Source organism: Fastidiosipila sp., from assembly GCA_012511175.1.
In the GTDB taxonomy this organism is placed as follows: Bacteria; Bacillota; Clostridia; order Saccharofermentanales; family DTU023; genus UBA4923.
In genome coordinates this window covers 88521-111592 of the sequence record JAAZGO010000004.1, presented here as the reverse complement: position 1 = coordinate 111592, position 23072 = coordinate 88521, and the positions used below count along the sequence as shown (strand labels likewise).

The window sequence follows — 23072 nt, the reverse complement described above, 5'->3', positions numbered from 1 at the left end:
CCTCGCTCTGTTGTGAAGACAGAGCCATTAGTCCAGGAGGAGGGTTTAATACGATCCATGGCTAAGAAATATGAATTGCTTTATGTCCTGAACGGCACCCTGCCCGCCGATGAACTGCGCGTGCAGATGGACCGGGTCAGGGCGATCGTCGAAGCGTCGGCGGAAATTGTCCAGGTGACTGAATGGGGGCGGCGCCGTCTGGCCTACGAGATCCAGGATCTCCGTGAAGGCTACTATGTCATCGTCCATTTCAATGCCGAAGCCGAAGCTCCGCGTGAAATTGAGCGCCTGATGCGCATTGCCGACTATGTCCTGCGTTATCTGATTGTTGTGGCCGAAGGTTCCTTCATGCCGACTGTACGGCGCCTGTCCGAGGAGGGAGCAGAAGAGGAGATGGTTTCGGATCAAGCGGAAGCGGAAGATTCTGTTCCTGCTGAAGCGGAAGAAGGGACAAGCCCGGATGAGGAAGAGCTGGAGGAATCCGTCCCGGCTGAAACGGAAGAGGAAGAAACCGCTCCTGAAGTGAAGGAGGCAGAGGACGCCGGGCCGGCAGAGCCGCCCGAGCCCGAAGCTGTTGACGGGACTCCGCCGGCAGAAGTCGATGAGACCCCGGAGGAGCCGGAAAGGAGTGAAGAATGAACAAGGCAATCCTGATGGGGAGGCTGGTGCGTGATCCGGAAATCCGGACGACACAAAGCGGCGTCTCCGTGTGCAATTTCACCGTAGCCTGCGACCGCCGGTCGCGCTCGGCCGAAGGAACAAGACAAAGTACTGCCGATTTTATTCCCTGCGTCGCCTGGCGGCAGCAGGCGGAATTCATAAACAAGTATTTTTACAAGGGTGACCGGATCCTGATCACGGGAACCATCCAGCCCAGAAGCTGGGAGGATCAGGCGGGCCAGAGGCGCTACACGACCGAAGTGATCGTGGATGAAGTCGAATTCTGTGAATCGCGGCGCGGCGACAGGCAAGTTGACGTGGACGAGGGCCCGAGGGACTATACCGCCTCGACACCGGTTGAAAGCGGAGGAGACGATTTCCTGACAACCCCCGACGACGAAGATACGGCACTCCCCTTCGACTTTTAAATGAATTGATCCCGCAAAGGAGTAGGAAAATGGCAGATACAAAAAAACGCGGAAGTTACCAGAGCCAGAAACGGTATGGCCGCAAAAAATATTGCGTGTTTTGCGCCGATCATGTCGATGTGATCGACTATAAGGATGTCAATACGCTTCAGCGTTATTTGGCAGAAAATTACAAGATTCTTCCCCGCCGCATGACAGGTACCTGCGCCCGCCATCAGCGAGCGCTGACCAGGGCCATCCTGCGGTCACGCCAGGTTGCTCTGATCCCCTATAAGGCGGAATAACAGGCGCCTGCGCAGACGGAATCACCTGCCTCCCGCTCCCTCTATTTGAAGGAACGGGAGGTTTTTTTATCGCTTCCGGCGCAGCCGGGGCACAGGGGATATGCTAAAATAACAAGCACACCTCGTAGGATTGGAGAATACGAATGAAGGTACTGCTTCTTGAGGGTATCAAGGGACTTGGCCAGGCGGGAGATGTGGTCGAGGTAAAACCCGGTTACGCCCGTAATTACTTGTTCAAACGCAATTTGGCCACCCAGGTCACCAAAGACAAGATGAATCTGGTTGAGATGCAAAGGGCAGCCAGGGAGAAATCTGAAGGGGAGGAGCTGGACCGGGCCAGGAAAATGGCTGAATCCCTTGATGGACAGCACTTCACCTATACAGCCAAGGCCGGCGCCGCAGGCCGCCTTTACGGGACAGTGACCAACCAGAATATTGCCGACCTGCTGTCAGAGGCCGGCTACCCGGTGGACAAGCGTGAGGTGACGGTGAGCGAACCGGTCAAGACGGTGGGGAGCCATCAGGTGACCATCCGTCTGCATCCCGAAGTGTCGGTCACTTTCAAACTGGACGTGAAGGCAGAGCTCTGATGGCCACCTTCCCCGAACCATTGTCCGGTTCGGACTCTTTATCCGACCGGCTGAGAGGCAGGACACTGCCTCACAATGCCAGTGCGGAACAATCCGTCCTGGGCTGCGCCATGATGAAACTTGAATCGCTGGCGGCCATGATGGCTGATTTGCGGAAAGAGGATTTTTACGACCCCAAACATCAGCTGATTTTTGATGCCATGGCAGCCCTGAATGAAGATCAGAAGCCCTGCGATATCCTGACCGTGACCAATCAGCTGATCGCCAATGGGAATATCGGCCGGGCGGGAGGGCGCGAATACGTGGCGGCGCTTCCCGGATCCGTGCCTTTCGCCTCCAATTACCCGGTCTATATCGGGTTGGTGCGCGATCTGTCTGTCAAGCGCCGGATGATTCTGTCGCTCGACGGCGTCATTGATCTTTGCTTCAACTCCGACCATGAGGCAGAAGAGCTGATTGAACTGGCAGCCCAGCGGATCATGAACATCCGGGAAGAAGGGGAAAGCTCAGGACTGCTTCCCATCGGCGGTGTGCTTGGAGCCAGAATCAATGAGCTGGGCGCCATTTCCCGCGGCGAGCGGCCTCAGCCCATCCAAATCGGCTTTCCCAGCCTGAATCGCGTCCTGGGTGGATTGCGCAAGGGCGGTCTTTATATTCTCGCCTCAAGGCCCGGCGTCGGCAAATCGGCGCTTTCACTCAATATCGCCCACAATGCTGCCTACCACCGAGGTGCTGTGGTCGCCATCTTTTCACTCGAAATGAGCAAGGAAGAGGTCGCCATGCGCCTTCTGTCCTCCAAAACCATGATGTCTTTCCAACAGCTGGAATCGCTCGATGTGAAAGACAAGGAAGCCTGGGAGATGATTGGCAAGGGGCTGGGTGACCTGTACAGCATCCCCATTTACATTGATGACCACTCTTCCATCAATGTGGTTGAGATCCACGCCCGCTGCCGTCAGCTCCAGCTGCAAAAGCAGCAGCTGGATCTGGTCGTTGTTGACTACCTCCAGCTGATGGGAACGGCGACCAGCCGGTCGCGGGCTGAAAACAGGCAGCAGCAGATTGCCGAGATCTCCCGCATGCTGAAGGTCATGGCCAGGGATCTGGAAGTCCCGGTCCTTGCTCTTTCGCAGCTTTCCCGCGAAGTTGACCGGGCAGGGCGCCGGCCCCGGCTCGCCGATCTCAGGGAATCAGGGGCCATTGAGCAGGACGCCGATGTGGTCATGTTTCTCCACGACCCCAACCGCCAGGAGGAGGAAGCTTCCTACATGCAGGAAGTGAGTGAAATCGACCTGATCATCGAAAAGAACCGGCAGGGCGAAAGAATGACCGTGACCCTGGACTGGAATCCCCGGATCTTGACCTTTACGGAAAGCTATTATGGCGGGACGCCCGAACCGCCCCCGCCGCCTCCCCAGGGATCATGAAGCTCCCGGCTCCTGCTTTTTGGGTTTTTCAGCAAATCTCAGCGACCTGTGAGCGTGAAAAACTCATCCTTCCCCAAAGCCTCCTGGTTGCCGGTGTCTCGGGCGGCGCCGATTCCATGCTGCTTCTCGCCTTTTTGCTCCATTACCTCCAAAAAATTCCCTTTGACCTGGTAGCCTGCCATCTGAATCACGGAATCCGCGGGAGCGAGGCCGATCTTGACCAGGCACTTGTCAAGGACTACTGCGAAAAGCATTCAATTCCCTTTGTCGCCCTCTATGAAGACCTTCCTGCCTACGCCCAAAAAGCCGGACTGGGGCTGGAGGAAGCGGGCCGGATCGTAAGGCGCCGGTCCTTTGAAAAAGTCGCGGCGGATTACGGGGAGAAAAAAGATTACCCCGGAGGCTGCCGCATCGCCCTGGCCCATCATCAGGATGACCGGGCAGAAAGCATCCTGATGCACATGGGGCGGGGCGCAGGGCTCCGGGGGCTGGTCGGGATCCGCTATCTGGACGGGCCCCTGATCCGTCCGCTGCTGGATATCCGGAGGGATCAGGTGGTCGAGGCGGCACAGGCCTTGAATTTGCCTTGGAGAGAAGACGCGTCCAACCTTTCTTTCGAATTTTTGAGAAACAGGATTCGCCTGGACTTGATCCCGGCCTGGGAAAAAACACTTGGCTACGATCCGGTGCCCATGCTGGCCCGCCTGGGGGATTTGGCAAAAATGGATCATGATGCCCTGTCCGCCATGGCCTCGGAGAGTCTCGATTCCTTGCGTTTGCCGGACGGCAGCCTGTCCCTGACAGACCTTGCCAGCCTGCCGGAGGCCTTGACCTCAAGGGTTTTACAGCAGTACTGTGGACAGGTGAAAGAGGGTGAGGACGGCTCCCAAAGCCTGAGCCAGAACCAGGTTGCGACCCTGGCCGGATTGATGGTCTCCGTGACATCCGGCAACAAAGAGAAAGCACGCCTGTCGCTTGGGGGCGGGGTCACCGCAATCATGTGCCATGGCCGGCTGTGGCTCGAAGCTGAATCGTATGAGGAGAAAGACGGGGGGAAGCCCTCGAAAAGTCAGGAGGAAGTATGAGCCGGGAAATGCTGAAAAAGTATGCTGAGGTACTGGTCAAAGTCGGGGTCAATGTGAAAGAGGGGGACTTGATTCAGTTGAACGGCGATACCGAATCACTGCCGCTTTTGCGCGAGATTGCCAGGTCCTGCTGGAAAGCCGGCGCCAGGGATGTGATTACCGAGATTGCCGATGACAGGATCCGGCTGTCCAAGTTTGAGGAAGCCGGGGAGGCTTATCTGGATTACTTTCCCGGTTTTCGCGCCGATTACCTTGAGGAAATGCTCAAGGCCAAATACCACCGGATTCACCTCAGCGCACCCTCGCTGGATCTTTTTGCCCACATCGACCAGAAGAAGATTCAGACAGCCCAGAAGGCCGCCCTGTCAGCAACAGAGCACCTGGAGAAGCACATGCATCCCGGCGATATCAAGTGGACGGCAGCCGCCTGTCCCTCCTTGCGCTGGGCCAGGGAACTTTTCCCCGGCCTCGATGAAGAAAGTGCTCTGAACAAGCTATGGGAAGTGGTTTTGAGGATTTGCCGCGTTGACCGGGAAGATCCGGTTGCTGCCTGGCAGGAACATGACAAAAACCTCAAGGCGCGCGAGAGCTGGCTGGACAGCCAGGATTTCAGCTACCTTCACTACCAGGGGCCGGGAACGGACCTGACCTGCCGGCTGGCGGACCGGCATAAGTGGATCGGGGGTTCATCGACGACGCCGGACGGGGTCGATTACATGGCCAATATTCCGACCGAAGAGCTCTTTACAACGCCCCATGCCATGAAGGTGGACGGCAGGATCCGTTCGACCATGCCGCTCTCAGTCATGGGCAAGATTGTTGAGGATTTCGGTTTCACTTTCAAGGAGGGCCAGGTTGTCGATTACCATGCCGGCAAGAACGCGGAAGTGCTTGAGACGCTGCTGGGCATGGATGAAGGGGCTCGCAGGCTGGGCGAAGTCGCCATCGTACCCGATTCATCGCCTGTTTCCCGGTCGGGGCTGCTTTTCAAGACCACCCTCTTTGACGAGAATGCCTCCTGTCACTTTGCGCTCGGCCAGGCCTACGCTGAGGCCATCAGGGGTGGCAGCGGGATGACCGAGGAGGAGCGCGGGGCGTTGGGATCCAATAAATCCATGATCCACATCGATTTCATGGTGGGCGGCCCCGAGCTCTCAATTACCGGCTACAAAAAGGACGGCACAGCCCTGCCTGTATTACGGGATGGCGAGTGGGCATTCTAGGCCATCAGCGGTGTCGCTTATGCTACTGATTCGGCCCCTGGCTGTGTTAGAATGCTAGTGGATCGGGGGGAGGCTATTGTCCTCCCCGCAGACTTTCCGGCCCTGCCGGAAATTTGCCAGTCTCTCGGCTTGAAAAAATGGAGGGGAGAAAAGATGGCGTTTGTTGAGAAAAAGGTTGATCACAGGCTGGTGTCCCGCGAAGAAATCGATACCTTCGTGACGCGCCTTGGAAAACAGATTTCGGAGGACTACAAGGGGAAAGAGATTTATCTCATCTGTGTCCTCAAGGGTTCCTTCATGTTTCTGGCTGACCTGATCCGCCACATTGATGTCCCTTGCGAGGTCGATTTTATGTCGGTTTCAAGCTACGCCGGGGAAAAGAGCACCGGCATTGTTAAGATCAATAAGGACCTGGACAAGAACATCTCCGGCCGGCATGTTCTGATCGTTGAGGACATCGTCGACACAGGCATTACCTTGAACCACCTGATGAATCTTTTATCGACGAGAAATCCTGCCAGCCTCCGCATCGTCACCGCTTTTGACAAGCCGTCGCGGCGCAAGATCGACATAGATGTCCATTACATCGGGCTGGAAATCCCGAATGAATTCATTGTGGGCTATGGCCTGGATCTGGACGGCTACTACAGAAACCTGCCCGACGTTGAAGTATTGGCTGCTGACTAGGGTGAGGTTAAGCATATTGAAAACACCATTGACAGGAAACGATGAAACGGCATGAAGGCTCCGGAACAACGAAAATTTGGCGGTTTTTCTTTCTACATCATTCTCATGATTGTGATCATGGCGGTTACCTTCATGATGTCGCGCGGCGACCGCTCGAAAGATGCCACGCTTTTTGATGTCGAGCAGATGATCAAGAGCGGCACGGTCGAATCGGTTACCATCGACGGGGCCACGCTCAATTTGAAGATGACGGACAAGGCGGTTTCGGAAGGAAGCCCCGCCAGTGTCAAAAAAGACATTCCCGCCGACTCCATCGACAGCTACCTTGAGATCCTCCGGCTGGCCAAGGAAGAGGGTCATATAGCCTCATTTGACTACAACCGGCCGACCGATTTCGGCAGCATCCTGAACGGCATCATCATGCTTCTCATGCTGGTCTCCCTGGGCGCCTTCGTCTTTATCTCCTATGCCAGGAGGGACAGCGAGGGCAAGACGGCCCTGTCCTTTGGCAAAAGCCGGGCGACCCTGGCCGACCCAAGCCAGATACGCGTGACCTTCGATGACGTGGCCGGAGCGGAAGAGGAAAAAGATGAACTGCAGGAAGTGGTCGATTTTCTCAAGAATCCCAAAAAATACGTCAGCCTGGGTGCCAAGATCCCCAAAGGGATTTTGCTGGTCGGCCCGCCCGGTACAGGTAAAACGCTGCTGGCCCGGGCTGTCGCGGGCGAAGCCCAGGTACCCTTTTTCTCCATCAGCGGGTCTGACTTCGTTGAAATGTTTGTCGGCGTCGGCGCGTCCCGGGTCCGCAACCTTTTCCTGAATGCGAAAAAGAAGGCACCCTGCATCGTCTTCATCGATGAAATTGACGCGGTCGGACGTCATCGCGGAGCGGGGCTGGGCGGCGGCCATGATGAGCGCGAGCAAACCCTCAACCAGCTCCTGGTCGAGATGGATGGTTTCGGACCCAATGAGGGGGTCATCGTTCTGGCTGCAACCAACCGGCCTGACATCCTGGACGGCGCCCTCCTGCGCCCCGGCCGCTTTGACCGCCGCATCGTGGTCATGCGGCCCGACCTGAAGGGGCGGGAAGCCATCCTTCACGTCCACGCCAAGGACAAGCCCCTGGCGGACGATGTGGATCTGGCTGAAATTGCCAAAATTACACCTGGCTTCACCGGAGCGGATCTGGCCAACCTTTTGAATGAGGCAGCTCTTCTGGCTGCCAGGCGCAACGACGATAAAATCCACTATTCCGATGTCGCCGAGGCTGTCTTCAAAGTGACCATCGGGCCTGAAAAGAAGAGCAGGGTGATCAGTGCCGAGGAAAAGAAGCTGACGGCCTACCACGAATCAGGGCACGCCATCGTCTTGCGGGAGGTATCGACAACCGACCGGGTCGAGCGGGTCTCCATTATTCCAGCCGGCGGTGCCGGCGGCTATACGGCTTTCAAGCCCAGCGAAGACATCTACTTCAAGACCCGGGCCCAGCTTGTTGCTGAGATCAAGATGGCCCTGGGAGGCAGGGCGGCTGAAGATTTGGTTTTCGGCGAGATCAGCACCGGTGCCGGGGCCGATCTGAAGGAAGTCAACCGGATTGCCCGCGCCATGGTAACCAAATACGGCATGAGCAGCAGGCTGGGCAATGTGGTGACAGCCGAGGAGGAGGAAGTCTTCATCGGCCGCGACTACGGCCATGTGATGAACCATAGTGAAGCGCTCCAGGCGGCCATCGATGAAGAAATCGCCCGGATTCTGGACGAAGCCTATTCCGAGACCAAGGAGGTGCTGACCGAAAACCGCCGTCTGCTCGACGAACTGGCCACCCGCCTGCTGGAGAAGGAGAAAGTGGAGTCTGCTGAATTCGAGTCCATCTATCAGGAGTTTGCGGTCGATCCCAAACCCCTGCCCGGCGAAGGCGCCAAAGAGGTCTCGGTATCGCCGGGTGAGGTGGCTGTTCCGGTCGCGGAGGCAGGGACGGAATCGACGCCCGGATAGAAATGCGATCGATCTTTTTGTCATGCAATCGCCCGCCCTCGCGGGCGATTTTTACGTCAACGTTTCATGTGGTCGGTCCGGCCTGTCAGGCGGTCGCCTGTATTTCGCAGATCGACGCCCATGATCAGGACCAGGTCCCCGGGCTGGACAATTTTCCGAAGCTGTGCCTCTAGCGCCTCATTGGTGGGGTAGAATTCCGCCTGACCGCCCAGCTGGTTAATCCGGTCACATAAATCCCGGGAACTGATGGACTGGTCTTTTTCACGGTCGTCATAGATTTCAGACATCATGATGGGCTTCACATCCAGCATGGACTGGACGAAATCATCAAAAAAGCCCCGGACCCGGCTGTGTGTCAGGGGCTGGAAACAGACCCAAAGGCGTTTGGCCGGCAGGTGGCGGGCAGCCTCGATGGTGGCCCGGACGGCAGAGGGATGATGGGCGTAGTCAATGATAACCTGGGCGCCATTATATTGGCCGGCCCGGGTAAAGCGGCCTTCGGCCCCCTGGAAGCTCCCGAGCGCCCGCTTGATGGCTTGCGGGCCTGCACCGGCCAGATCGGCAGCTGCGATGGCCCCCATGGCGTTTTGCACATTGAATTCACCGGGAACCGCCAGAGAAACGGCAGTCAGAAAAACGTCTCTTTTAAAAAGGTCAAAGCGGGGCTGCCCCTGCTGACTGTAATGAAGATTGCTGTAGTAGTAATCCGGCTTCCGGCCGCCAGGGGTCCGGTCTTTTTCTGAACCGAACCAAACAAGCGGGAGCTGACCGGCAAGGCTGGGCCGGATCTCCTTGATGACGGCCAGCATTTTTTCAATGCCGGGATCGTAGGCAGGCAGGATCAAAATCGATCCGGACGGCTGAATGGCTACGTACTGGGCAAAGGCGCGGATCAGATCCCCGGGTGTCCTGTAGCTGTCAATGTGGTCGTGGACCAGGTTGAGAATGACCGTTGCCGTTCCCCGGTAGTGGAAAAAGCCCTGTTTGAATTCACAGGCCTCGGAGAGGAAGAGCTCCCGGGGCCTGGTTTTTGAGAGGCGGACGGTTGTCTGGAAATCGATGAGTTCAGCGCCCAGATGGACCGACGGATCCAAACCCGCCTCGATCAGCATGAGCGCGCACATGGCCGTGCAGGTTGATTTGCCGTTGGTTCCGCTGATGTTGATGACTTTTCGGAAGAGCCGGTTGATGGCGCCCAGGAAGACAGCCCGCTCCACACAGGGAATTTTGAGTTCGGCCGCCCGCAGGCGTTCGGGGTTGTCGTCGAAGACCGCCCTTGAGTAGACGACCAGGTCGGGCTCAAACTGATCGATGAAACAGCCGTCATGGTGATCAAAGATGGCAAGGCCCAGCTTTTCCAGGTAGGAGGTCCTTGCATTGGGGTGAGGATCAGAACCGGCACAGACAGCGCCTTCGGCCTGGGCGATTTCGGCCAGGCCGGACATGCTGATGCCACCGATGCCGATGAAAAAAATCTTCTTGCCGGGGGCAATGGCCGAGGCCGCCGCCGTATAGCCGGCAGGCTGGCTGCCGGTTACCGATTCAATCACTTGAAAGGGCGCCGCTTCCAGGGCCGGGTCATCAAAGGCGGGGATTCGGTCAGGCAAAGGTTGCTTTGTCAGGTCATCTGGTTTGCCATTCATGCCACTAAGTTTAGCACGATACAAAAGAAAGGTGATAGAATGGCGGAGGTTTTGAGGCGGGTGATCCATGAGTATTGTTCAGGCAAGTGATCTATCCAAGGGCTTTTTGGGACGGCCTGTCCTGGAGGGTCTTTCCTTTGCCATCGACGCCTCCGACAAGATCGGCCTGATCGGGCAGAACGGTACAGGCAAGACCACCCTGCTCAATCTGATTTCCGGCACCCTGCTGCCCGACTCGGGGACCATCCGGCGGTCCTTTTACACGGCCGTCTCCAAGCTGGGCCAGCGGCCCCTGGCTTACGATCATCAGGGTCTCGACATCCTGGACAATCCCCGTTTCATCCGTATGGAAGAGCGGATGCAGATCCTCCGCAAAGAGATGGAAAGGACGTCCGGGCCGGCCCTTGACGGCCTGGTCGCAGAATTCGGCCGGCTCCAGCAGGCCATGGAGGACGGGGGCGCCTACGATTACAGGGCCCGCCTGGCCAGGAACCTGGCAGGCCTCGGCCTGACCGAGAAACAGATGAATCAGCCCTATCACACCCTGTCAGGGGGCGAGCAGATGCGGGTATCCTTGGGGCGCCTTCTCCTTGAGCCCTGCGACCTGCTCCTGCTTGACGAACCGACCAATCACCTGGACTATGACGGTTTGGATTGGCTGCAGGAGTATCTGCTGTCAAAAAAGACAGCCCTGGTTGTGGTCTCTCACGACCGCTGGTTTCTTGACCATGTCGCGGGCAGAATTTTTGAACTGGAAAACCATGGCCTTCATACTTACCGCGGCAATTATTCCCAGGCCATGGAACAAAAGCGGGAGCGGAAAAAATTGTTGGGTTTGACCATGGACCGGCTGTCAGGCGAGATCAAACGCCAGGAGGGTGTGGCCCAAACCATGCGGTCACATCGCAAGATGAAGTCCTATCACTCACGGGAAAAAGTGGTGCGCAAGCTGAAAGACCAGCTGAGCCAGGTTCAAAGCCAGGTGAACCCGGACCGGCACATGACCTTCTCCTTCCTGCCGGCTGACACAAAAAAAGACCGGAACCGGCTGCTGATCAAGGCCGAAAATCTCTCCATGGCTTTTGACCGGCCGCTTTTCGAAGACCTTTCCTTCACCGTCAAGGCCTCCGACCGGATCGCCCTGGCAGGACCCAATGGCTGTGGCAAAACCACCCTGCTCCATATCCTTTTGGGCCGTATGGAAGCTGTTTCAGGCCGGATTTCCCTCTATGGCGACCCCGGCACGGCTTTCATGGGGCAGAGCGTCGACTTCCCTGATCAAGCCCAGACGGTCTACCAGTATCTGAAAAGTACCTTTCCGGCTTCAGAAACACAGATACGGGGCCGGCTGGCCCGGTTCGGTTTTGGCGATGAGGCCTTGATCAAGCAGCTGACTGCCCTCTCGGGCGGGGAACGCCACCGCCTTTACCTCTGCGCCCTGCTGGAACAAAAGGCGGACCTGCTGGTCCTGGACGAACCGACCAACCATCTGGACATTGAGTCGAGAGAACTTTTGGAGCAGACCCTGGCCGATTATCATGGCGCAGTTCTGGTGGTCAGCCATGACCGCTACTTTATCAGGACGGCGGCCCGATCAGTCCTGGGTTTTGTGGGGACAGAAGTTTTGCCTTTTGACAGCTATGAAGATTGGTATCGGCAATACAGCCTTTGGCGGGAAAAGGAGGAGGGAAAGGCCGGGCCGGGGGCTGGTGCGCCTGCCAATGCGGCTGAGGTGAGAAGGCAGAGGGCGAAATGGCGCCAGGCCCTGGGCCGGATCCAGAAAGAGATTGAAGTGCGGGAACGGGCCTGCCGTCTTTTTGAGGAGGCGGACGCCTCAGGGCACAGGCCGGAGGATTACGAGCGCTATGCGGAGCTTTTGGCGGAACTGGAAGGCCTCTATCAGCGCTATGTCGATCTGGAAGAGAGGGCAGGGGAAAGCTAGGGAGCGGGGCTTCCGGTAACAGGCGGGCCGGGATCCGGCTTCCGTACAGGTCGTTTGACAGGCAGGCCCCCCCTGTCGTATCATGATCCGGCGACCGCTCCGGCGGGGTTTTTTAATGTTGCTTGAAAGCGGCAACCCTGGCTGGGCGAGACTTGAAAAAGGAGTGACCGCATATGAGCTACGCCATCATCAGGACAGGCGGCAAGCAATACCGCGTCGCGGAAGGCGACGAGATCTTCATCGAAAGCATTGAAGGGGAAGCCGAAGACCCGGTGGTTTTCGAGGAAGTTCTGGCCATTTCAGAGGGCGGCCTGCTTCGTGTCGGAACGCCCTTGCTGGAAGGGGCTGCCGTAACGGGTGAGATTGTCAAACAGGGCCGCGGCAAGAAGATTGTCGTCTTCAAGTACAAGGCCAAGAAAGGCTACCGCCGCAAGCAGGGTCACCGCCAGCCCTATACACGGGTCCTGATCAAGTCGATCAGGGGCTGACATGATCCGGGCGGCCTTTTCACGTGACTGCGAGGGACGGATTGTTTCCTTTCGGTTGGAGGGGCACGCCAGAGGATGGAGGCCTTGGCCGGATGCGATCTGCGCGGGCCTGTCAGCCATTGCCCAGACCGTGATCGGCAGTTTGCAGGATATTGCCGGTGTCCAGCCTGACTACACGCTTGAGCCGGGGTTCATCTCTTGCTCGGTCGGCTACCCGGAAGATGCCGGAAAGGCAGCTGCCGTTTCGACCTTGATGGAGTCAGCCAGGATTGGATGCATGCAGATCGAAGACAGTTATGGAACACGTTTCGTGACCGTCGCCGATCAGGATTTGACAGATAATAAAGGGGGAAACCATGATTAAAGTAAATCTTCAGCTTTTGGCCCATAAGATGGGCATGGGCAGTTCGCGCAATGGGCGCGACTCCAAGTCCAAGCGTCTGGGTGCCAAGCTTTCGGATGGGGAATTCTGCACAGCGGGCAGCATCATCTACCGCCAGCGGGGAACCAAAGTCCATCCGGGCATCAATGTAGGCATCGGCAAGGATGATACCCTCTTTGCCAAGATTGACGGCCTGGTTCGCTACGAGCGTATTTCGCGAAAACGCAAACAGGCCAGCGTTTATCCGGTCGGAGAGTAGACAGGGAGCGGCGGGAGCCGCTCTTCCCTTATAGCCGTGTTTTACGATCACGCAAGCATCGAGGTCAGATCGGGCAATGGCGGAAATGGCGCCGTTTCTTTCAGGCGTGAAAAATACATCCCCAACGGCGGACCCGACGGCGGGAATGGAGGCAGGGGCGGCCATATCATTATCCGGGCTGACCGCAGCCTGAATACCCTCCAGGATTACCGTTTCAAACATCATTTTTCGGCCGGCGACGGCCAGCCCGGAAGAGGCAACAAGATGACCGGGGCCAGCGGCGCCGATCTTGTTTTGAAAGTTCCTCCCGGAACCCTGATCCTGCATTCAGAAACACGTGAGATGATTGCCGACCTGCGTGAGGACGGCAACGAGATTACGGTCGCCAGGGGCGGAGCCGGCGGGCGCGGCAATGTGAATTTTGCCAACTCTGTCCGGCAGGCACCCCGTTTTGCAACGGCGGGGAAAACAGGCGAAAAACTCCGCATTGATCTGGAGCTCAGGCTCCTGGCGGACGCGGCCCTGGTGGGTTTTCCGAATGCGGGCAAGTCAACCCTGCTTTCAGTTGTGTCAGCGGCCAAGCCCAAGATCGCCTCCTATCCCTTCACCACACTGGAACCGGTTCTGGGCCTGGTTGAAGTCGGCGGTGCCCGTTTTGTCCTGGTCGATGTGCCCGGCCTGATCGAGGGCGCCTCCGAGGGAGCGGGAATGGGACATGACTTTTTGCGCCATATTGAACGGGCCCGTATCCTTATCCAGGTCCTTGACGCTTCCTCCTTCGACGGAACTGATCCCATCGACCGCTTTCATGCCCTCAATGCCGAACTGGAAAAATACAAGAACCTGATCGGCCGGCGGCCTATGTGGGTGGTCATCAACAAAATCGACCTGGTTGAAGAAGAAGAAGTCGACAAACTCAAAAACAGGATCGAGCGGGAAGGTTACCGGGTCTTTGCCCTGTCAGCTGCCACCACGGCCGGTGTGAAGGATTTTGTCCGGGCTCTGGCGGCCGTGGTCCTGACCCTGCCCTTGCCTGAGCTCGAAGAGGCGGAGCAGCGGAAAATCTACCGCTTCGAGAAGAAATATGATTTTGAGATCAAAAGGCAAAAAGGCCTGGTTTCGGTCGAGGGGCCTTTTATCCGCGAGCTCATGCTGTCGACCAATTTTTCTGACACGGAGTCCTTCCGGCATTTCCAAAAGCGCATCATCGAAAGCGGCATCCAGGATGCCTTGCTGGATGCCGGCGTTGAAGAGGGTGACGAGGTTTTGCTGGATGGATCGTCTTTCGAATTTTCACTTTAGGTACCGCCAATCCAAAAGAGGGTCGTGTATAATGTCCCAAATAAAGTCTGAGGCGCAGGGCTGTGATGGGCCACAGGCGTTTCAGCGAAGTGAGGTTGACTATGCAGAAATATGTTTGCGATGTGTGCGGCTACGTCTATGATCCTGAACTCGGTGATCCCGACGGGGGCATTGATCCGGGAGTCGCCTTTGAAGATTTGCCGGACGATTGGGTATGCCCGGTCTGCGGCGTGCCAAAAGAAGATTTTTCACCGCTCGAGGATTAATCCTTACGAATTGAGACAATCAGGGAGCCGGCCTGCCGGCTCTCCGGTTTTGATGCGGGTATGCTTATCCGCTTAATGATGCGCGGCACGGAAGGCAAGTGCCGGGAGAGGAGTGTTTATGTCCATACAGAAGGTGACCGGACGGGTGACCCAGGTCGGATCCATTGACCCGGGCCTGCAGTTCTTTGACTGCCTGATGCCAACCCCCTATGGCACAACCTACAACAGTTTTCTGATCCAGGGTGATGAGAAAACAGCCCTGATCGATCCGGTGCAGGAAAACACCGTTGACCAGCTGCTTCATAATCTTCAGGAAATGGGAGTCAAGCGGCTCGACTACATCTTTTCGCTCCACGCGGAACAGGATCATTCGGGTGCCGCCCGCATCCTGCTCGACCGCTATCCGGAGGCCAAAATCGTGGCCAGCGCCAAGGTGGCGGAATTTCTGGGCGTGCTCCTGCATATCCCGCAAGAGGACCTGATGGTTGTCGCCGAGGGCGATGTGGTGGATCTGGGAGGCGTGACGTTGGAGTGCATGCCCATCCCCTTTGCCCACTGGCCCGACAACACCATGTTCTGGATGCCTGAGGAGCGCATACTTTTCCCCTCGGATCTGTTTGGCAGCCACTACGCGCCGGACGTTCCGGACAAGCCGGATGAGGAGATACGCATCCAGCAGTCCCGCACCTACTTTTCTGAAATCATGATGCCCTTCAGGACCCATGTCAAGCGTTATGTGGAAAAGGCCAGAGCCCTTGACCCGGCCATCATCTGTGCGGCGCACGGACCGGTCTGGTTTGAGCCCGACACCATCCTTTCCGAGTATGAGCGCATGGTATCGGACAAGACCAGCCGTGATGTACTGATTGCCTATGTTTCCATGCATGGCAGCACCGGCATCATGGTCCGCCTGCTGGCCAGAGCCCTGAGTGATCTGGGCATCGGCGTCAAGCTGGTGGATCTGGGCAGCGCCAAGCAGGACCTGCGCGTCCCCATCGGCCGGGTTCTGACGGAATCCATTTTTGCCGGCGCCCTGATCCTGGCATCCCCGGCGGTGCTGGGCGGTGCCCATCCGCTTGTCGCCGCCATGACCATGCTGATCGGCGGCATCAACCCGCCCGTCAAATACATCGGGATTGTCGGCTCCTACGGCTGGGGCTCGCAAATGGTCAAACAACTCGAAGGTCTTTTGGGCAGCCACAAGGCCGAGCGGATTGAACCGTTTCTGGTGCGCGGCCTGCCGACCGGGGACGACCGGGAAGCCATCAAGGTCTACGCGGCTGAACTTGCAGCCCGCATGAAGGCCCTGCCGGCTGAGGAAGTCCTGGAAAACGAATGAGTCGGCTGAACTTGAAAGAAAGCACCTTGGCCGGTTCCGGTCAAGGTGTTTTTTTGTCATCGCCCAGAAGCGATTGGAGCAGGGAGGAGAAGACGGAGGCCGGTTTTTCGCGCCAGGTCAGTGCAGCCTTGCGGGCCATGGCCTCGGTGGGGAAGAGGATGGAGAAGGAAAAACTGCCGTCATCTCCCTCCATTTGCCGGCAGGTAAGGCGGTAGCGTCCATCGCTGGCCGTCTCCACCGTGGAGGTAATGGTATCAGCTGCTGTCCGCTGCAGGTGGGTTTCATCGAGATAGGCCGAAAGAAAGCGCCTGGTGGGGGCAGGAATCTGATTTTCCAGAGCCTGGAGGGTAGACCGGCCTGCGACGGTCAGCTGGCAGATCTCAATTTCACGGTCTTCCGCGTCACGCAAAAGCTTGTCGTCACGGACAGTCACCTGGATCAGGCCGCTTGCGGTCAAGTCTTCCAAAGCCCCCGCCAGGTCCAAATAATCCATGGACAAGGTGGCCAGGCCGGCATCGCGCAGGCGCGAAAGGCGAATACCGGGAGCCTGTCCGGCAATGTAAAGGAGTATCAGTTTGTGGACCGGAATGGCTTCGTTTGGCATGACGCGTCCTCCGGCATGATTTTAGCATAAGGGTTCTGCTCGCAAAAGGCCGGCGACTGTGAGATAATGCGGTTGCTGCGGGCTCCGGGGCAGTCCGGGCCTGGATTGCAGGAAGCTGGAAGGTAATTATGAGATTTGACATTTCCGCACTGATTCTTGTTGCTCTTTTTGTCTGGGTCGGCCACCGGCGCGGCCTGCTTCTGACCGCGGTCGGTTTCATCAGTTCCCTGATTTCAATCGCCATTGCGTTTCTTATGGTACGGCCCCTGTCCGGCTGGATGCTCAAATTGGGCCTTTTCAGCGGATCCATGGAAGAGGTGTCCGACTTGGTCCATGAAGGGGCTGGAGCCGCTTCTTCGGGCCTTCCCTCGGTCCTGCATATTCTGGGCATGCCCGAAAACTGGACGCGGCGGATCCTGCAGGCTCCGGACGCGGCCGGCAATTCCGTTGCCGACTCGGCCGTTCAGTCCGTCTGGCAGCTGGTGCTGGGTGCCCTGGCCCTGGTCGTGATTTTTCTTATTGTGCGTCTGGTTCTGGGTCTGGCCGCCCGCCTGCTGACTCCCGTCCTGAATGGGATCCCGGTCGTCGGATGGCTCAACAAAACGGGCGGTTTGGTGCTGGGTCTGGTTTGGGGCGCCTTCATGGTCTGGCTCCTTGTCATGGTGCTGATTTCCTTCAGCCTTACCAGCCCCCTGGTTCGCAGTTTCACTGAAAACTCACGTATTCTGGCCTTCCTTTCAGAAAAAGACATCTTTCGTTCACTTTTGGACACGATCTTTTAATCGGAGGCGGTTGACAAAAAAGGCAGCCCTGATTATATTATTACTTGGCTGGCACTCGGTTAGTACGAGTGCCAACTTCCGTCAATAAAAAACCGGTTGGAGGTATGAACATGAACATTAAACCGTTGGGTGACCGCGTAGTCATCAAGAGACTTGAAGCAGAAGAGACAACCAAGGGCGGCATTGTGCTTCCCGGATCTGCCAAGGAAAAACCGCAGATTGTTGAAGTTGTTGCAGTTGGCCCCGGGGGGGTGGTCGACGGCAAAGACGTTATCATGGAAGTTGAAGTCGGCGATCGCGTCCTGATCAGCAAGTATGCGGGGACGGAAGTCAAGATCGACGACCTTGAATACACCATCCTGAGGCAGAGCGATATTCTCGCCATTGTCGACTGATTCACTGGAAAAGAAGGAGTTATAAAAATGGCTAAAGATTTGAAATACGCGGAAGACGCCCGTAAATCGCTGGAAATCGGCGTCAACAAGCTGGCTGATACCATCCGTATCACCTTGGGCCCCAAGGGCCGCAACGTAGTTCTTGACAAGACATACGGTTCCCCCGTCGTTACCAACGACGGCGTTACCATCGCCCGTGAGATCGAGGTGGAAGACCGTTTTGAAAATATGGGTGCGCAACTGGTCAAGGAAGTGGCCACCAAGACCAATGATGTGGCCGGAGACGGCACTACCACCGCCACCCTGCTGGCCCAGGCCATCATCCGTGAGGGACTTCGCAATGTCGCCGCCGGTGCCAACCCCATTATCTTGAAGCGCGGTATCGACCAGGCCGTCGAGAAGGCCGTTGCTGCCATCGGACGCAACAGCAAGGCGGTGGAAGGCAAAAATGACATCTCACGGGTTGCCGCGATTTCAGCCAATGATGACGCCATCGGCATGGAGATCGCCAACGCCATGGAATCTGTTTCCAATGACGGCGTCATCACGGTCGAGGAATCCCAGACCATGGGCACCGAACTTGAAATCGTTGAGGGCATGCAGTTTGACCGCGGTTACATTTCTGCCTACATGGTTACCGATACAACCAAGATGGAAGTCGTCTTCGAAGAGCCCTACATTCTGGTGACCGACAAGAAGATCTCCAATATCCAGGATCTTCTCCCCCTGCTTGAAAAGATCGTTCAGAACGGCAAGCGGCTTCTCATCATCGCGGAAGACGTCGAAGGCGAAGCCCTCTCCACCCTGATTCTCAATAAGCTCCGCGGCACCTTCCAGTGCGCGGCGGTCAAGGCGCCCGGCTTTGGCGACCGCAGGAAAGAGATGCTGCAGGATATCGCCATCCTGACGGGCGGCAAGGTGATTTCATCCGACCTCGGCATGGAGCTCAAGGATGTTGAATTGTCCGACCTGGGCCAGGCCCGTCAGGTCAAGATCGACAAGGACAACACGGTCATTGTCGACGGCGCCGGTTCCCCCGATGAACTCCAGGCCCGTATTACGGCCATCCGGTCCCAGATCGAGGAAACCACTTCGGACTTTGACCGGGAAAAACTCCAGGAACGTCTGGCCAAGCTTTCTGGCGGTGTGGCAGTCATCAAGGTCGGGGCCGCGACTGAGGTTGAGATGAAGGAACGCAAGCTCCGCATCGAAGACGCCCTGTCGGCGACACGCGCAGCCGTCGAGGAGGGAATTGTCCCGGGCGGCGGAACTGCCTACATCGATGTCCTGGATGACATCAGCCAGCTGCTCGACGAGCTGGAGGGCGACGAACGCACAGGCGTGACTATCGTCCTGCGGGCCCTGGAGGAGCCGGTTCGTCAGATCGCAGTGAACAGCGGTTTTGACGGCAGCGTCGTCTGCGAAAAAGTTAAATCGGAAGGCAAGGGCGTCGGTTTTGATGTCCTGCAGGAGAAATACACCGACATGGTCGGCGCCGGAATCGTCGACCCGGCCAAGGTGACGCGGTCCGCGCTCCAGAACGCGGCCTCCATCGCCTCCATTCTCCTGACGACTGAAGCGGTCGTGGCCAATATTCCCGAGCCCGAGCCCCCGATGCCGGCGGGCGGAGGCATGGGCGGCATGTACTAAACGACTGCCCGGAAGAGTAATCAGGGGCTGTCCCATGGCGGGGCAGCCCCTTTTTTAGGCCGTCCAGCCGCGTGCTATAGTAAAATCAATTCACCGAAGGAAGCGGAGAGGAGCTGCCCGCCCCGCATGGCAAGGCAAAGTTCAGATTCTAAAGAATCGGGTTCCCGGCTGATCGCTGTGCTCTCTTTTTTTTGGGCGCTTATTTTCATTGTGATCGCCCTGATCCTTTTCATTTCCCGCGTGCCTGAAAGGCCGGTCCAGCCAGGTGATTCACTTCTTATCGGCAAGCCCTTCCCTCTGCGCGGGGCCCCGGCTGAGTCTTTTGCCCTGGTCGGATCGACCCTGGTCCGCATCGAGGAGGAGGGCCTGGCTGCGCTTGATGCCTCGGGCAGGGAACTGGATTTTACATCCTTTCCCTACCGCCGGTCACAGGTCAGGGCCATGGGTGAGGGATTGCTGGTGACTCCGGTTGACAGAGCCGGCTACATGGCAGTTTTTGCCGATCTTTCCAGCCATGAGTCGGATACCCGGGAGATCATTTACGGCGGGGATCTCCGGGAACCGCTGCTTTTAACTTTCGGAACTTCAATCAAAGGAAGGCTGGCGGCATCGCTCTTTGACGCCAGGACAGGCGGCTACTGCGCTGTTTTGACCTTCTCATCCCTGGAGTGGCCGGTCAGCCTTGCTTTTGTCCCTGGAGCTGACCAGTTTGATGTCCTCATGCTGGACCTTTCGCAGGGGAAAACAGCCACCCGCTATCTGCGCTTCGATTTTGAGGGGAAACGGCTCTCGGATGCCCTGATATCGGCGGATGATGTTTTCCCCTTGCGAGTCTGTCTTGGCGGCGGTGAGGTACTCTTTTACAATGAGGCTGAGTGGGTGTGCTTCGACCCCCGGACGGGGATGATCCAGACCGGCTCCTTGCCGGGAATGCCGGTCCAGGCCGCGGAGGGCGGCGGCCGTTTTGTGCTTTTGGCGGAAAATGAAGGGAGCTTGAGGCTTTATGCGGCCTCACCGGATCGTTTGGGCGATGGTCAACTATTTCAGGCGCTGGAGGCAGGGGAGGGGATTTCCACTTTCGCCTTGACCCCGGACGGGACCCTGATCCTGGCTGCCGCCGGCAGTGAGCTTATGACCTGCCGGATGGATACGGGGCAAGTCGTGGCCCGCCGGGCTGCCGGTGGTCCGGTTAAACGTATTCTGGCATTGAGCAGCCAGCACTTCCTGGTGATTGACGAGAAAGAAGCGGTCATTGTGACAGTGCGATAGGAGGGTGTTCTTGGATCAACATTATGATTTGATCATTGTCGGGGGGGGAGCCTCCGGAGTACTGGCTGCGCTGGGGGCGCGGGAAGCCGGCCTGAGGGGGGCCCTTGCCATTGTTGAAAAGGAATCACAGGCCCTGCGCAAGGTGCTGGCGAGCGGAAACGGCCGCTGCAACATCGCCAGCCTTGAACCGGTGGAAGGTCATTACCGGGGCGGCGACCCGGACTTTGTCAGGCCTGTATTCCAGCGGCTGCCGGCTGAAAAAATCCTGGCCATCCTCCGGGATCTAGGCCTGATGACCATGGAGGAAAGAGAGAGGCGTGTCTATCCGCGCTCCCTGCAGGCTCGGTCCGTCACACTCCTGCTTCTCAACGCCCTCCAGAACAGGCAGGTCGCCTTGATCCAGCCCTTGAAAATCGAGCAAGTCAAAAAGCAAAAGAATCATTTTCTTGCCCTGGCCGATGATGGCACAAGCGCCACGGCCCGGTCAGTCCTTGTGGCGGCGGGCAGCTGTGCCTCTCCCGACCTGGGCGGGTCGCGCTCAGGCTATGAAATTCTCCAGGGTCTGGGTCACCGGCTGAATGAACCGGTCCCTTCACTCGTCCCCCTGACCCTGTCCCCGCATCCCCTGATCCAATACGCGGAAGGCGTCCGTTTCCGCGGTTCAGTCTCCTTCAAAGGTACAAGGGGTGCGGCGGCGCGGACCAGCGGCGAATACCTGATCACCAAATACGGCTTGTCCGGCATTGCGGCCATGGAACTGGGCGGAGCGGTCGGACACTCGGTCTCGTCGGCGGCCACGGCCGGTGTGATCGAAATTGATTTCCTGCCCGAGCTGGAAGAGGAGGCCATCGGCGAAATCCTGGCTGCCTCGGATGTGGCACATGATGACTGGCGGATTGCCCTGGCGGGTCTGGTCCCTGATAAGATCGCCCGTGCCCTGGTGGGCTGTGCGGCGTCCCATGGCCAGGCGGTTTCCAGCCGGTCGGGCATGATCAGGGAGTTATCCCGCCAGCTCAAGCATCTCCAGGTCGGTGTAACCGGTACGCGCGGTTTCTCTTTTGCCCAGGTGGCCTCGGGGGGAATCGCGACGGATGATTTCGATCCTGATACCCTGATGTCAAGGCTCGTTCCGGGTCTCTTCGCCTGCGGTGAAGTCCTTGACATCGACGGAGATACGGGCGGCTTCAATCTCATGTGGGCCATGGCTTCAGGCTGGCTGGCGGGCCAGTCAGCCGCTGTATTCCTGGAGTCGGAATCGTCTTGAAGCCCGGTTTTTCAGAAGCGCTTCTTGGCTGGTTTGACCGGTCTGCCAGGCCCTTGCCCTGGCGGGAGGCAGCGGGGTCCGGCTATCGGCGCGATCCCTATGCGGTCATCGTGTCTGAATTGATGCTCCAGCAAACCCAGGTTGCCACGGTCATCCCCTACTATGAGCGGTTCATGGCGCGCTTTCCGGATTTTGAGTCCCTGGCGGCAGCAAGCGAAACAGAAGTACTGAAATACTGGGAGGGACTCGGCTATTACCGCCGCGCGAAAAATCTCCTGGCATTGGCCGTCATGGTCGTCAGCCGGTACCAGGGGGTCCTGCCTTGTGAAAAAAAAGAGCTGCTCAAGTTGCCGGGCATTGGCCCCTACACCGCCGGCGCCATCCTCTCATTCGCCTATGATCTTCCCGAGCCCGCGGTGGACGGCAATGTGGTCCGCGTCCTGTCAAGGCTTGATGCCATCCCGCACCTGCAGGGTGACCCTAAAAGCCAGCGCGCGGTAAGGGAGCGTGTGGCGGCACTTTTTCCCCCCTGCCGGGCCGGTGATTTCAGTGAGGCCTTGATAGAGCTGGGCGCGGCTGTCTGTACACCCTCTGCACCCGCCTGCCAAGCCTGTCCCATCAATCGTTACTGCCTGGCTTTCTCGCTTTCTGCTGTGATGGATTACCCCAGGCGGCGCAAGGACCTCCCCAAACCCGCAAGCCAGCTCACCTACGTCTTGATCCGTGAGGGTGAACTGGTTTACTGCCGGCGCCGCTCCAAAGGGCTCCTGTCCGGACTCTTTGAGTTTTTTTCCTTGTCCGGCAAGTATGGGAAACAGGAAGAAGGCCATGTCCGGCCGGCAATTGAAGCGCATTTGGGTGCGAAAGTGATCAAACTGGACTATGTTGGCGAAAACCGCGCCGTCTTCTCTCACCGCATATGGGAGATGGCTTTTTGGGAAGCGGAAGTTTCGGGCGGGGCCGGATTGATCCCGCGTGACGGACCTGATGCCCCGCAGGGTAGCCTGTTGCCGGTCAGTGTAGAGAGCCTTGCCGGCCTGCCTTTTCCGGCCTTCCTTGCAGCCTGGCGCGATGACTTCATCAGCCGGAGGGAGGCCCAATGAAAAAC

24 protein-coding genes are annotated in these 23072 nt (G+C 57.8%); 22 read left to right on the top strand and 2 right to left on the bottom strand.

All coding sequences use genetic code 11. The annotated features are described in order from the left end of the window. Window positions 1-57: 57 nt before the first annotated feature. The 9 genes from rpsF to hflB all read left to right on the top strand — a co-directional run bounded on the left by rpsF (window position 58) and on the right by hflB (window position 8379). Window positions 58-639: a 30S ribosomal protein S6 gene (gene rpsF / locus GX839_01065; GenBank protein ID NLB04062.1), complete on the top strand. Its 582-nt coding sequence runs from the start codon at window positions 58-60 to the stop codon at window positions 637-639. Beyond that, entirely contained in the window at window positions 636-1088 is a 453-nt protein-coding gene (locus GX839_01060; protein NLB04061.1) for a single-stranded DNA-binding protein, read from the top strand. The genes rpsF and GX839_01060 overlap by 4 nt, the downstream gene beginning before the upstream one ends. Window positions 1089-1117: 29 nt before the next feature. Beyond that, the gene (locus GX839_01055; protein ID NLB04060.1) at window positions 1118-1372 is read left to right on the top strand and encodes a 30S ribosomal protein S18; all 255 of its coding nucleotides are present in this window, start codon (window positions 1118-1120) and stop codon (window positions 1370-1372) included. Between the two features lie 143 nt (window positions 1373-1515). After that, complete coding sequence (locus tag GX839_01050) at window positions 1516-1962, top strand: 50S ribosomal protein L9 (protein ID NLB04059.1); 447 nt, start codon at window positions 1516-1518, stop codon at window positions 1960-1962. Then, a complete protein-coding gene (gene dnaB, locus GX839_01045; GenBank protein ID NLB04058.1) occupies window positions 1962-3389 on the top strand; it encodes a replicative DNA helicase in 1428 nt (475 codons plus the stop codon). The genes GX839_01050 and dnaB overlap by 1 nt, the downstream gene beginning before the upstream one ends. Next, complete coding sequence (tilS, locus tag GX839_01040) at window positions 3386-4474, top strand: tRNA lysidine(34) synthetase TilS (GenBank protein ID NLB04057.1); 1089 nt, start codon at window positions 3386-3388, stop codon at window positions 4472-4474. The genes dnaB and tilS overlap by 4 nt, the downstream gene beginning before the upstream one ends. Further along, window positions 4471-5697, top strand: coding sequence for an aminopeptidase (locus GX839_01035; protein ID NLB04056.1), 1227 nt, complete (start codon window positions 4471-4473; stop codon window positions 5695-5697). Before tilS ends, GX839_01035 begins: the two co-directional genes overlap by 4 nt. Window positions 5698-5850: 153 nt before the next feature. Next, complete coding sequence (gene hpt, locus GX839_01030; protein ID NLB04055.1) at window positions 5851-6384, top strand: hypoxanthine phosphoribosyltransferase; 534 nt, start codon at window positions 5851-5853, stop codon at window positions 6382-6384. Between the two features lie 105 nt (window positions 6385-6489). Continuing rightward, complete coding sequence (hflB, locus tag GX839_01025) at window positions 6490-8379, top strand: ATP-dependent zinc metalloprotease FtsH (GenBank protein NLB04054.1); 1890 nt, start codon at window positions 6490-6492, stop codon at window positions 8377-8379. 56 nt (window positions 8380-8435) lie between these two features. Here the strand turns inward: hflB and GX839_01020 are convergent, their stop codons facing one another. After that, window positions 8436-9986 carry a hypothetical protein gene (locus GX839_01020; protein ID NLB04053.1) on the bottom strand — a complete coding sequence of 517 codons (1551 nt, stop codon included), beginning with the start codon at window positions 9984-9986 and terminating at the stop codon, window positions 8436-8438. 103 nt (window positions 9987-10089) lie between these two features. On the opposite strand from GX839_01020, the gene GX839_01015 reads away from it, so the two are divergent. The 7 genes from GX839_01015 to GX839_00985 all read left to right on the top strand — a co-directional run bounded on the left by GX839_01015 (window position 10090) and on the right by GX839_00985 (window position 16000). Further along, window positions 10090-11964 (top strand): ABC-F family ATP-binding cassette domain-containing protein, encoded by a 1875-nt coding sequence (locus tag GX839_01015; protein ID NLB04052.1) that lies wholly within the window; start codon window positions 10090-10092, stop codon window positions 11962-11964. A gap of 173 nt (window positions 11965-12137) precedes the next feature. Beyond that, a complete protein-coding gene (gene rplU, locus GX839_01010; protein NLB04051.1) occupies window positions 12138-12452 on the top strand; it encodes a 50S ribosomal protein L21 in 315 nt (104 codons plus the stop codon). 1 nt (window position 12453) lies between these two features. Then, the gene (locus GX839_01005) at window positions 12454-12816 is read left to right on the top strand and encodes a ribosomal-processing cysteine protease Prp (GenBank protein ID NLB04050.1); all 363 of its coding nucleotides are present in this window, start codon (window positions 12454-12456) and stop codon (window positions 12814-12816) included. Next, window positions 12809-13093: a 50S ribosomal protein L27 gene (gene rpmA, locus GX839_01000; GenBank protein ID NLB04049.1), complete on the top strand. Its 285-nt coding sequence runs from the start codon at window positions 12809-12811 to the stop codon at window positions 13091-13093. The genes GX839_01005 and rpmA overlap by 8 nt, the downstream gene beginning before the upstream one ends. Window positions 13094-13129: 36 nt before the next feature. Then, window positions 13130-14395, top strand: coding sequence for a GTPase ObgE (gene obgE, locus GX839_00995; protein ID NLB04048.1), 1266 nt, complete (start codon window positions 13130-13132; stop codon window positions 14393-14395). A 101-nt stretch (window positions 14396-14496) separates the two neighbouring features. Next, window positions 14497-14661 carry a rubredoxin gene (locus GX839_00990; GenBank protein NLB04047.1) on the top strand — a complete coding sequence of 55 codons (165 nt, stop codon included), beginning with the start codon at window positions 14497-14499 and terminating at the stop codon, window positions 14659-14661. A gap of 118 nt (window positions 14662-14779) precedes the next feature. Further along, window positions 14780-16000, top strand: coding sequence for an FprA family A-type flavoprotein (locus GX839_00985; protein NLB04046.1), 1221 nt, complete (start codon window positions 14780-14782; stop codon window positions 15998-16000). Between the two features lie 40 nt (window positions 16001-16040). Here the strand turns inward: GX839_00985 and GX839_00980 are convergent, their stop codons facing one another. Continuing rightward, window positions 16041-16604 carry a DUF4364 family protein gene (locus GX839_00980; protein NLB04045.1) on the bottom strand — a complete coding sequence of 188 codons (564 nt, stop codon included), beginning with the start codon at window positions 16602-16604 and terminating at the stop codon, window positions 16041-16043. A gap of 128 nt (window positions 16605-16732) precedes the next feature. Here GX839_00980 and GX839_00975 point away from each other — a divergent pair, with 128 nt between their 5' ends. The 6 genes from GX839_00975 to mutY all read left to right on the top strand — a co-directional run bounded on the left by GX839_00975 (window position 16733) and on the right by mutY (window position 23067). Continuing rightward, on the top strand, window positions 16733-17386 hold the full coding sequence (locus GX839_00975; GenBank protein ID NLB04044.1) for a hypothetical protein: 654 nt from the start codon (window positions 16733-16735) through the stop codon (window positions 17384-17386). A 110-nt stretch (window positions 17387-17496) separates the two neighbouring features. Further along, entirely contained in the window at window positions 17497-17781 is a 285-nt protein-coding gene (locus GX839_00970; protein ID NLB04043.1) for a co-chaperone GroES, read from the top strand. Between the two features lie 27 nt (window positions 17782-17808). Beyond that, window positions 17809-19431 (top strand): chaperonin GroEL, encoded by a 1623-nt coding sequence (groL, locus tag GX839_00965; GenBank protein NLB04042.1) that lies wholly within the window; start codon window positions 17809-17811, stop codon window positions 19429-19431. Window positions 19432-19557: 126 nt separating this feature from the next. Then, window positions 19558-20700, top strand: coding sequence for a hypothetical protein (locus GX839_00960; GenBank protein ID NLB04041.1), 1143 nt, complete (start codon window positions 19558-19560; stop codon window positions 20698-20700). 10 nt (window positions 20701-20710) lie between these two features. Further along, on the top strand, window positions 20711-21964 hold the full coding sequence (locus GX839_00955; protein ID NLB04040.1) for an aminoacetone oxidase family FAD-binding enzyme: 1254 nt from the start codon (window positions 20711-20713) through the stop codon (window positions 21962-21964). Next, window positions 21961-23067 carry an A/G-specific adenine glycosylase gene (gene mutY, locus GX839_00950; protein ID NLB04039.1) on the top strand — a complete coding sequence of 369 codons (1107 nt, stop codon included), beginning with the start codon at window positions 21961-21963 and terminating at the stop codon, window positions 23065-23067. Before GX839_00955 ends, mutY begins: the two co-directional genes overlap by 4 nt. Window positions 23068-23072: the final 5 nt, after the last annotated feature.

Bases quoted from the DNA above. Each gene is read 5' to 3' on its own strand.
- GX839_01050 (NLB04059.1), top strand. From the start codon at position 1,516: ATGAAGGTACTGCTTCTTGAGGGTATCAAGGGACTTGGCCAGGCGGGA.
- GX839_01015 (NLB04052.1), top strand. From the start codon at position 10,090: ATGAGTATTGTTCAGGCAAGTGATCTATCCAAGGGCTTTTTGGGACGG.
- GX839_01035 (NLB04056.1), top strand. From the start codon at position 4,471: ATGAGCCGGGAAATGCTGAAAAAGTATGCTGAGGTACTGGTCAAAGTC.
- rpmA (NLB04049.1), top strand. From the start codon at position 12,809: ATGATTAAAGTAAATCTTCAGCTTTTGGCCCATAAGATGGGCATGGGC.
- dnaB (NLB04058.1), top strand. From the start codon at position 1,962: ATGGCCACCTTCCCCGAACCATTGTCCGGTTCGGACTCTTTATCCGAC.
- tilS (NLB04057.1), top strand. From the start codon at position 3,386: ATGAAGCTCCCGGCTCCTGCTTTTTGGGTTTTTCAGCAAATCTCAGCG.
- GX839_01060 (NLB04061.1), top strand. From the start codon at position 636: ATGAACAAGGCAATCCTGATGGGGAGGCTGGTGCGTGATCCGGAAATC.
- hflB (NLB04054.1), top strand. From the start codon at position 6,490: ATGATTGTGATCATGGCGGTTACCTTCATGATGTCGCGCGGCGACCGC.
- hpt (NLB04055.1), top strand. From the start codon at position 5,851: ATGGCGTTTGTTGAGAAAAAGGTTGATCACAGGCTGGTGTCCCGCGAA.
- rpsF (NLB04062.1), top strand. From the start codon at position 58: ATGGCTAAGAAATATGAATTGCTTTATGTCCTGAACGGCACCCTGCCC.
- GX839_01005 (NLB04050.1), top strand. From the start codon at position 12,454: ATGATCCGGGCGGCCTTTTCACGTGACTGCGAGGGACGGATTGTTTCC.
- groL (NLB04042.1), top strand. From the start codon at position 17,809: ATGGCTAAAGATTTGAAATACGCGGAAGACGCCCGTAAATCGCTGGAA.
- GX839_00975 (NLB04044.1), top strand. From the start codon at position 16,733: ATGAGATTTGACATTTCCGCACTGATTCTTGTTGCTCTTTTTGTCTGG.
- GX839_00960 (NLB04041.1), top strand. From the start codon at position 19,558: ATGGCAAGGCAAAGTTCAGATTCTAAAGAATCGGGTTCCCGGCTGATC.
- GX839_01055 (NLB04060.1), top strand. From the start codon at position 1,118: ATGGCAGATACAAAAAAACGCGGAAGTTACCAGAGCCAGAAACGGTAT.
- GX839_00990 (NLB04047.1), top strand. From the start codon at position 14,497: ATGCAGAAATATGTTTGCGATGTGTGCGGCTACGTCTATGATCCTGAA.
- rplU (NLB04051.1), top strand. From the start codon at position 12,138: ATGAGCTACGCCATCATCAGGACAGGCGGCAAGCAATACCGCGTCGCG.
- GX839_00970 (NLB04043.1), top strand. From the start codon at position 17,497: ATGAACATTAAACCGTTGGGTGACCGCGTAGTCATCAAGAGACTTGAA.
- GX839_00985 (NLB04046.1), top strand. From the start codon at position 14,780: ATGTCCATACAGAAGGTGACCGGACGGGTGACCCAGGTCGGATCCATT.
- GX839_00980 (NLB04045.1), bottom strand. From the start codon at position 16,604: ATGCCAAACGAAGCCATTCCGGTCCACAAACTGATACTCCTTTACATT.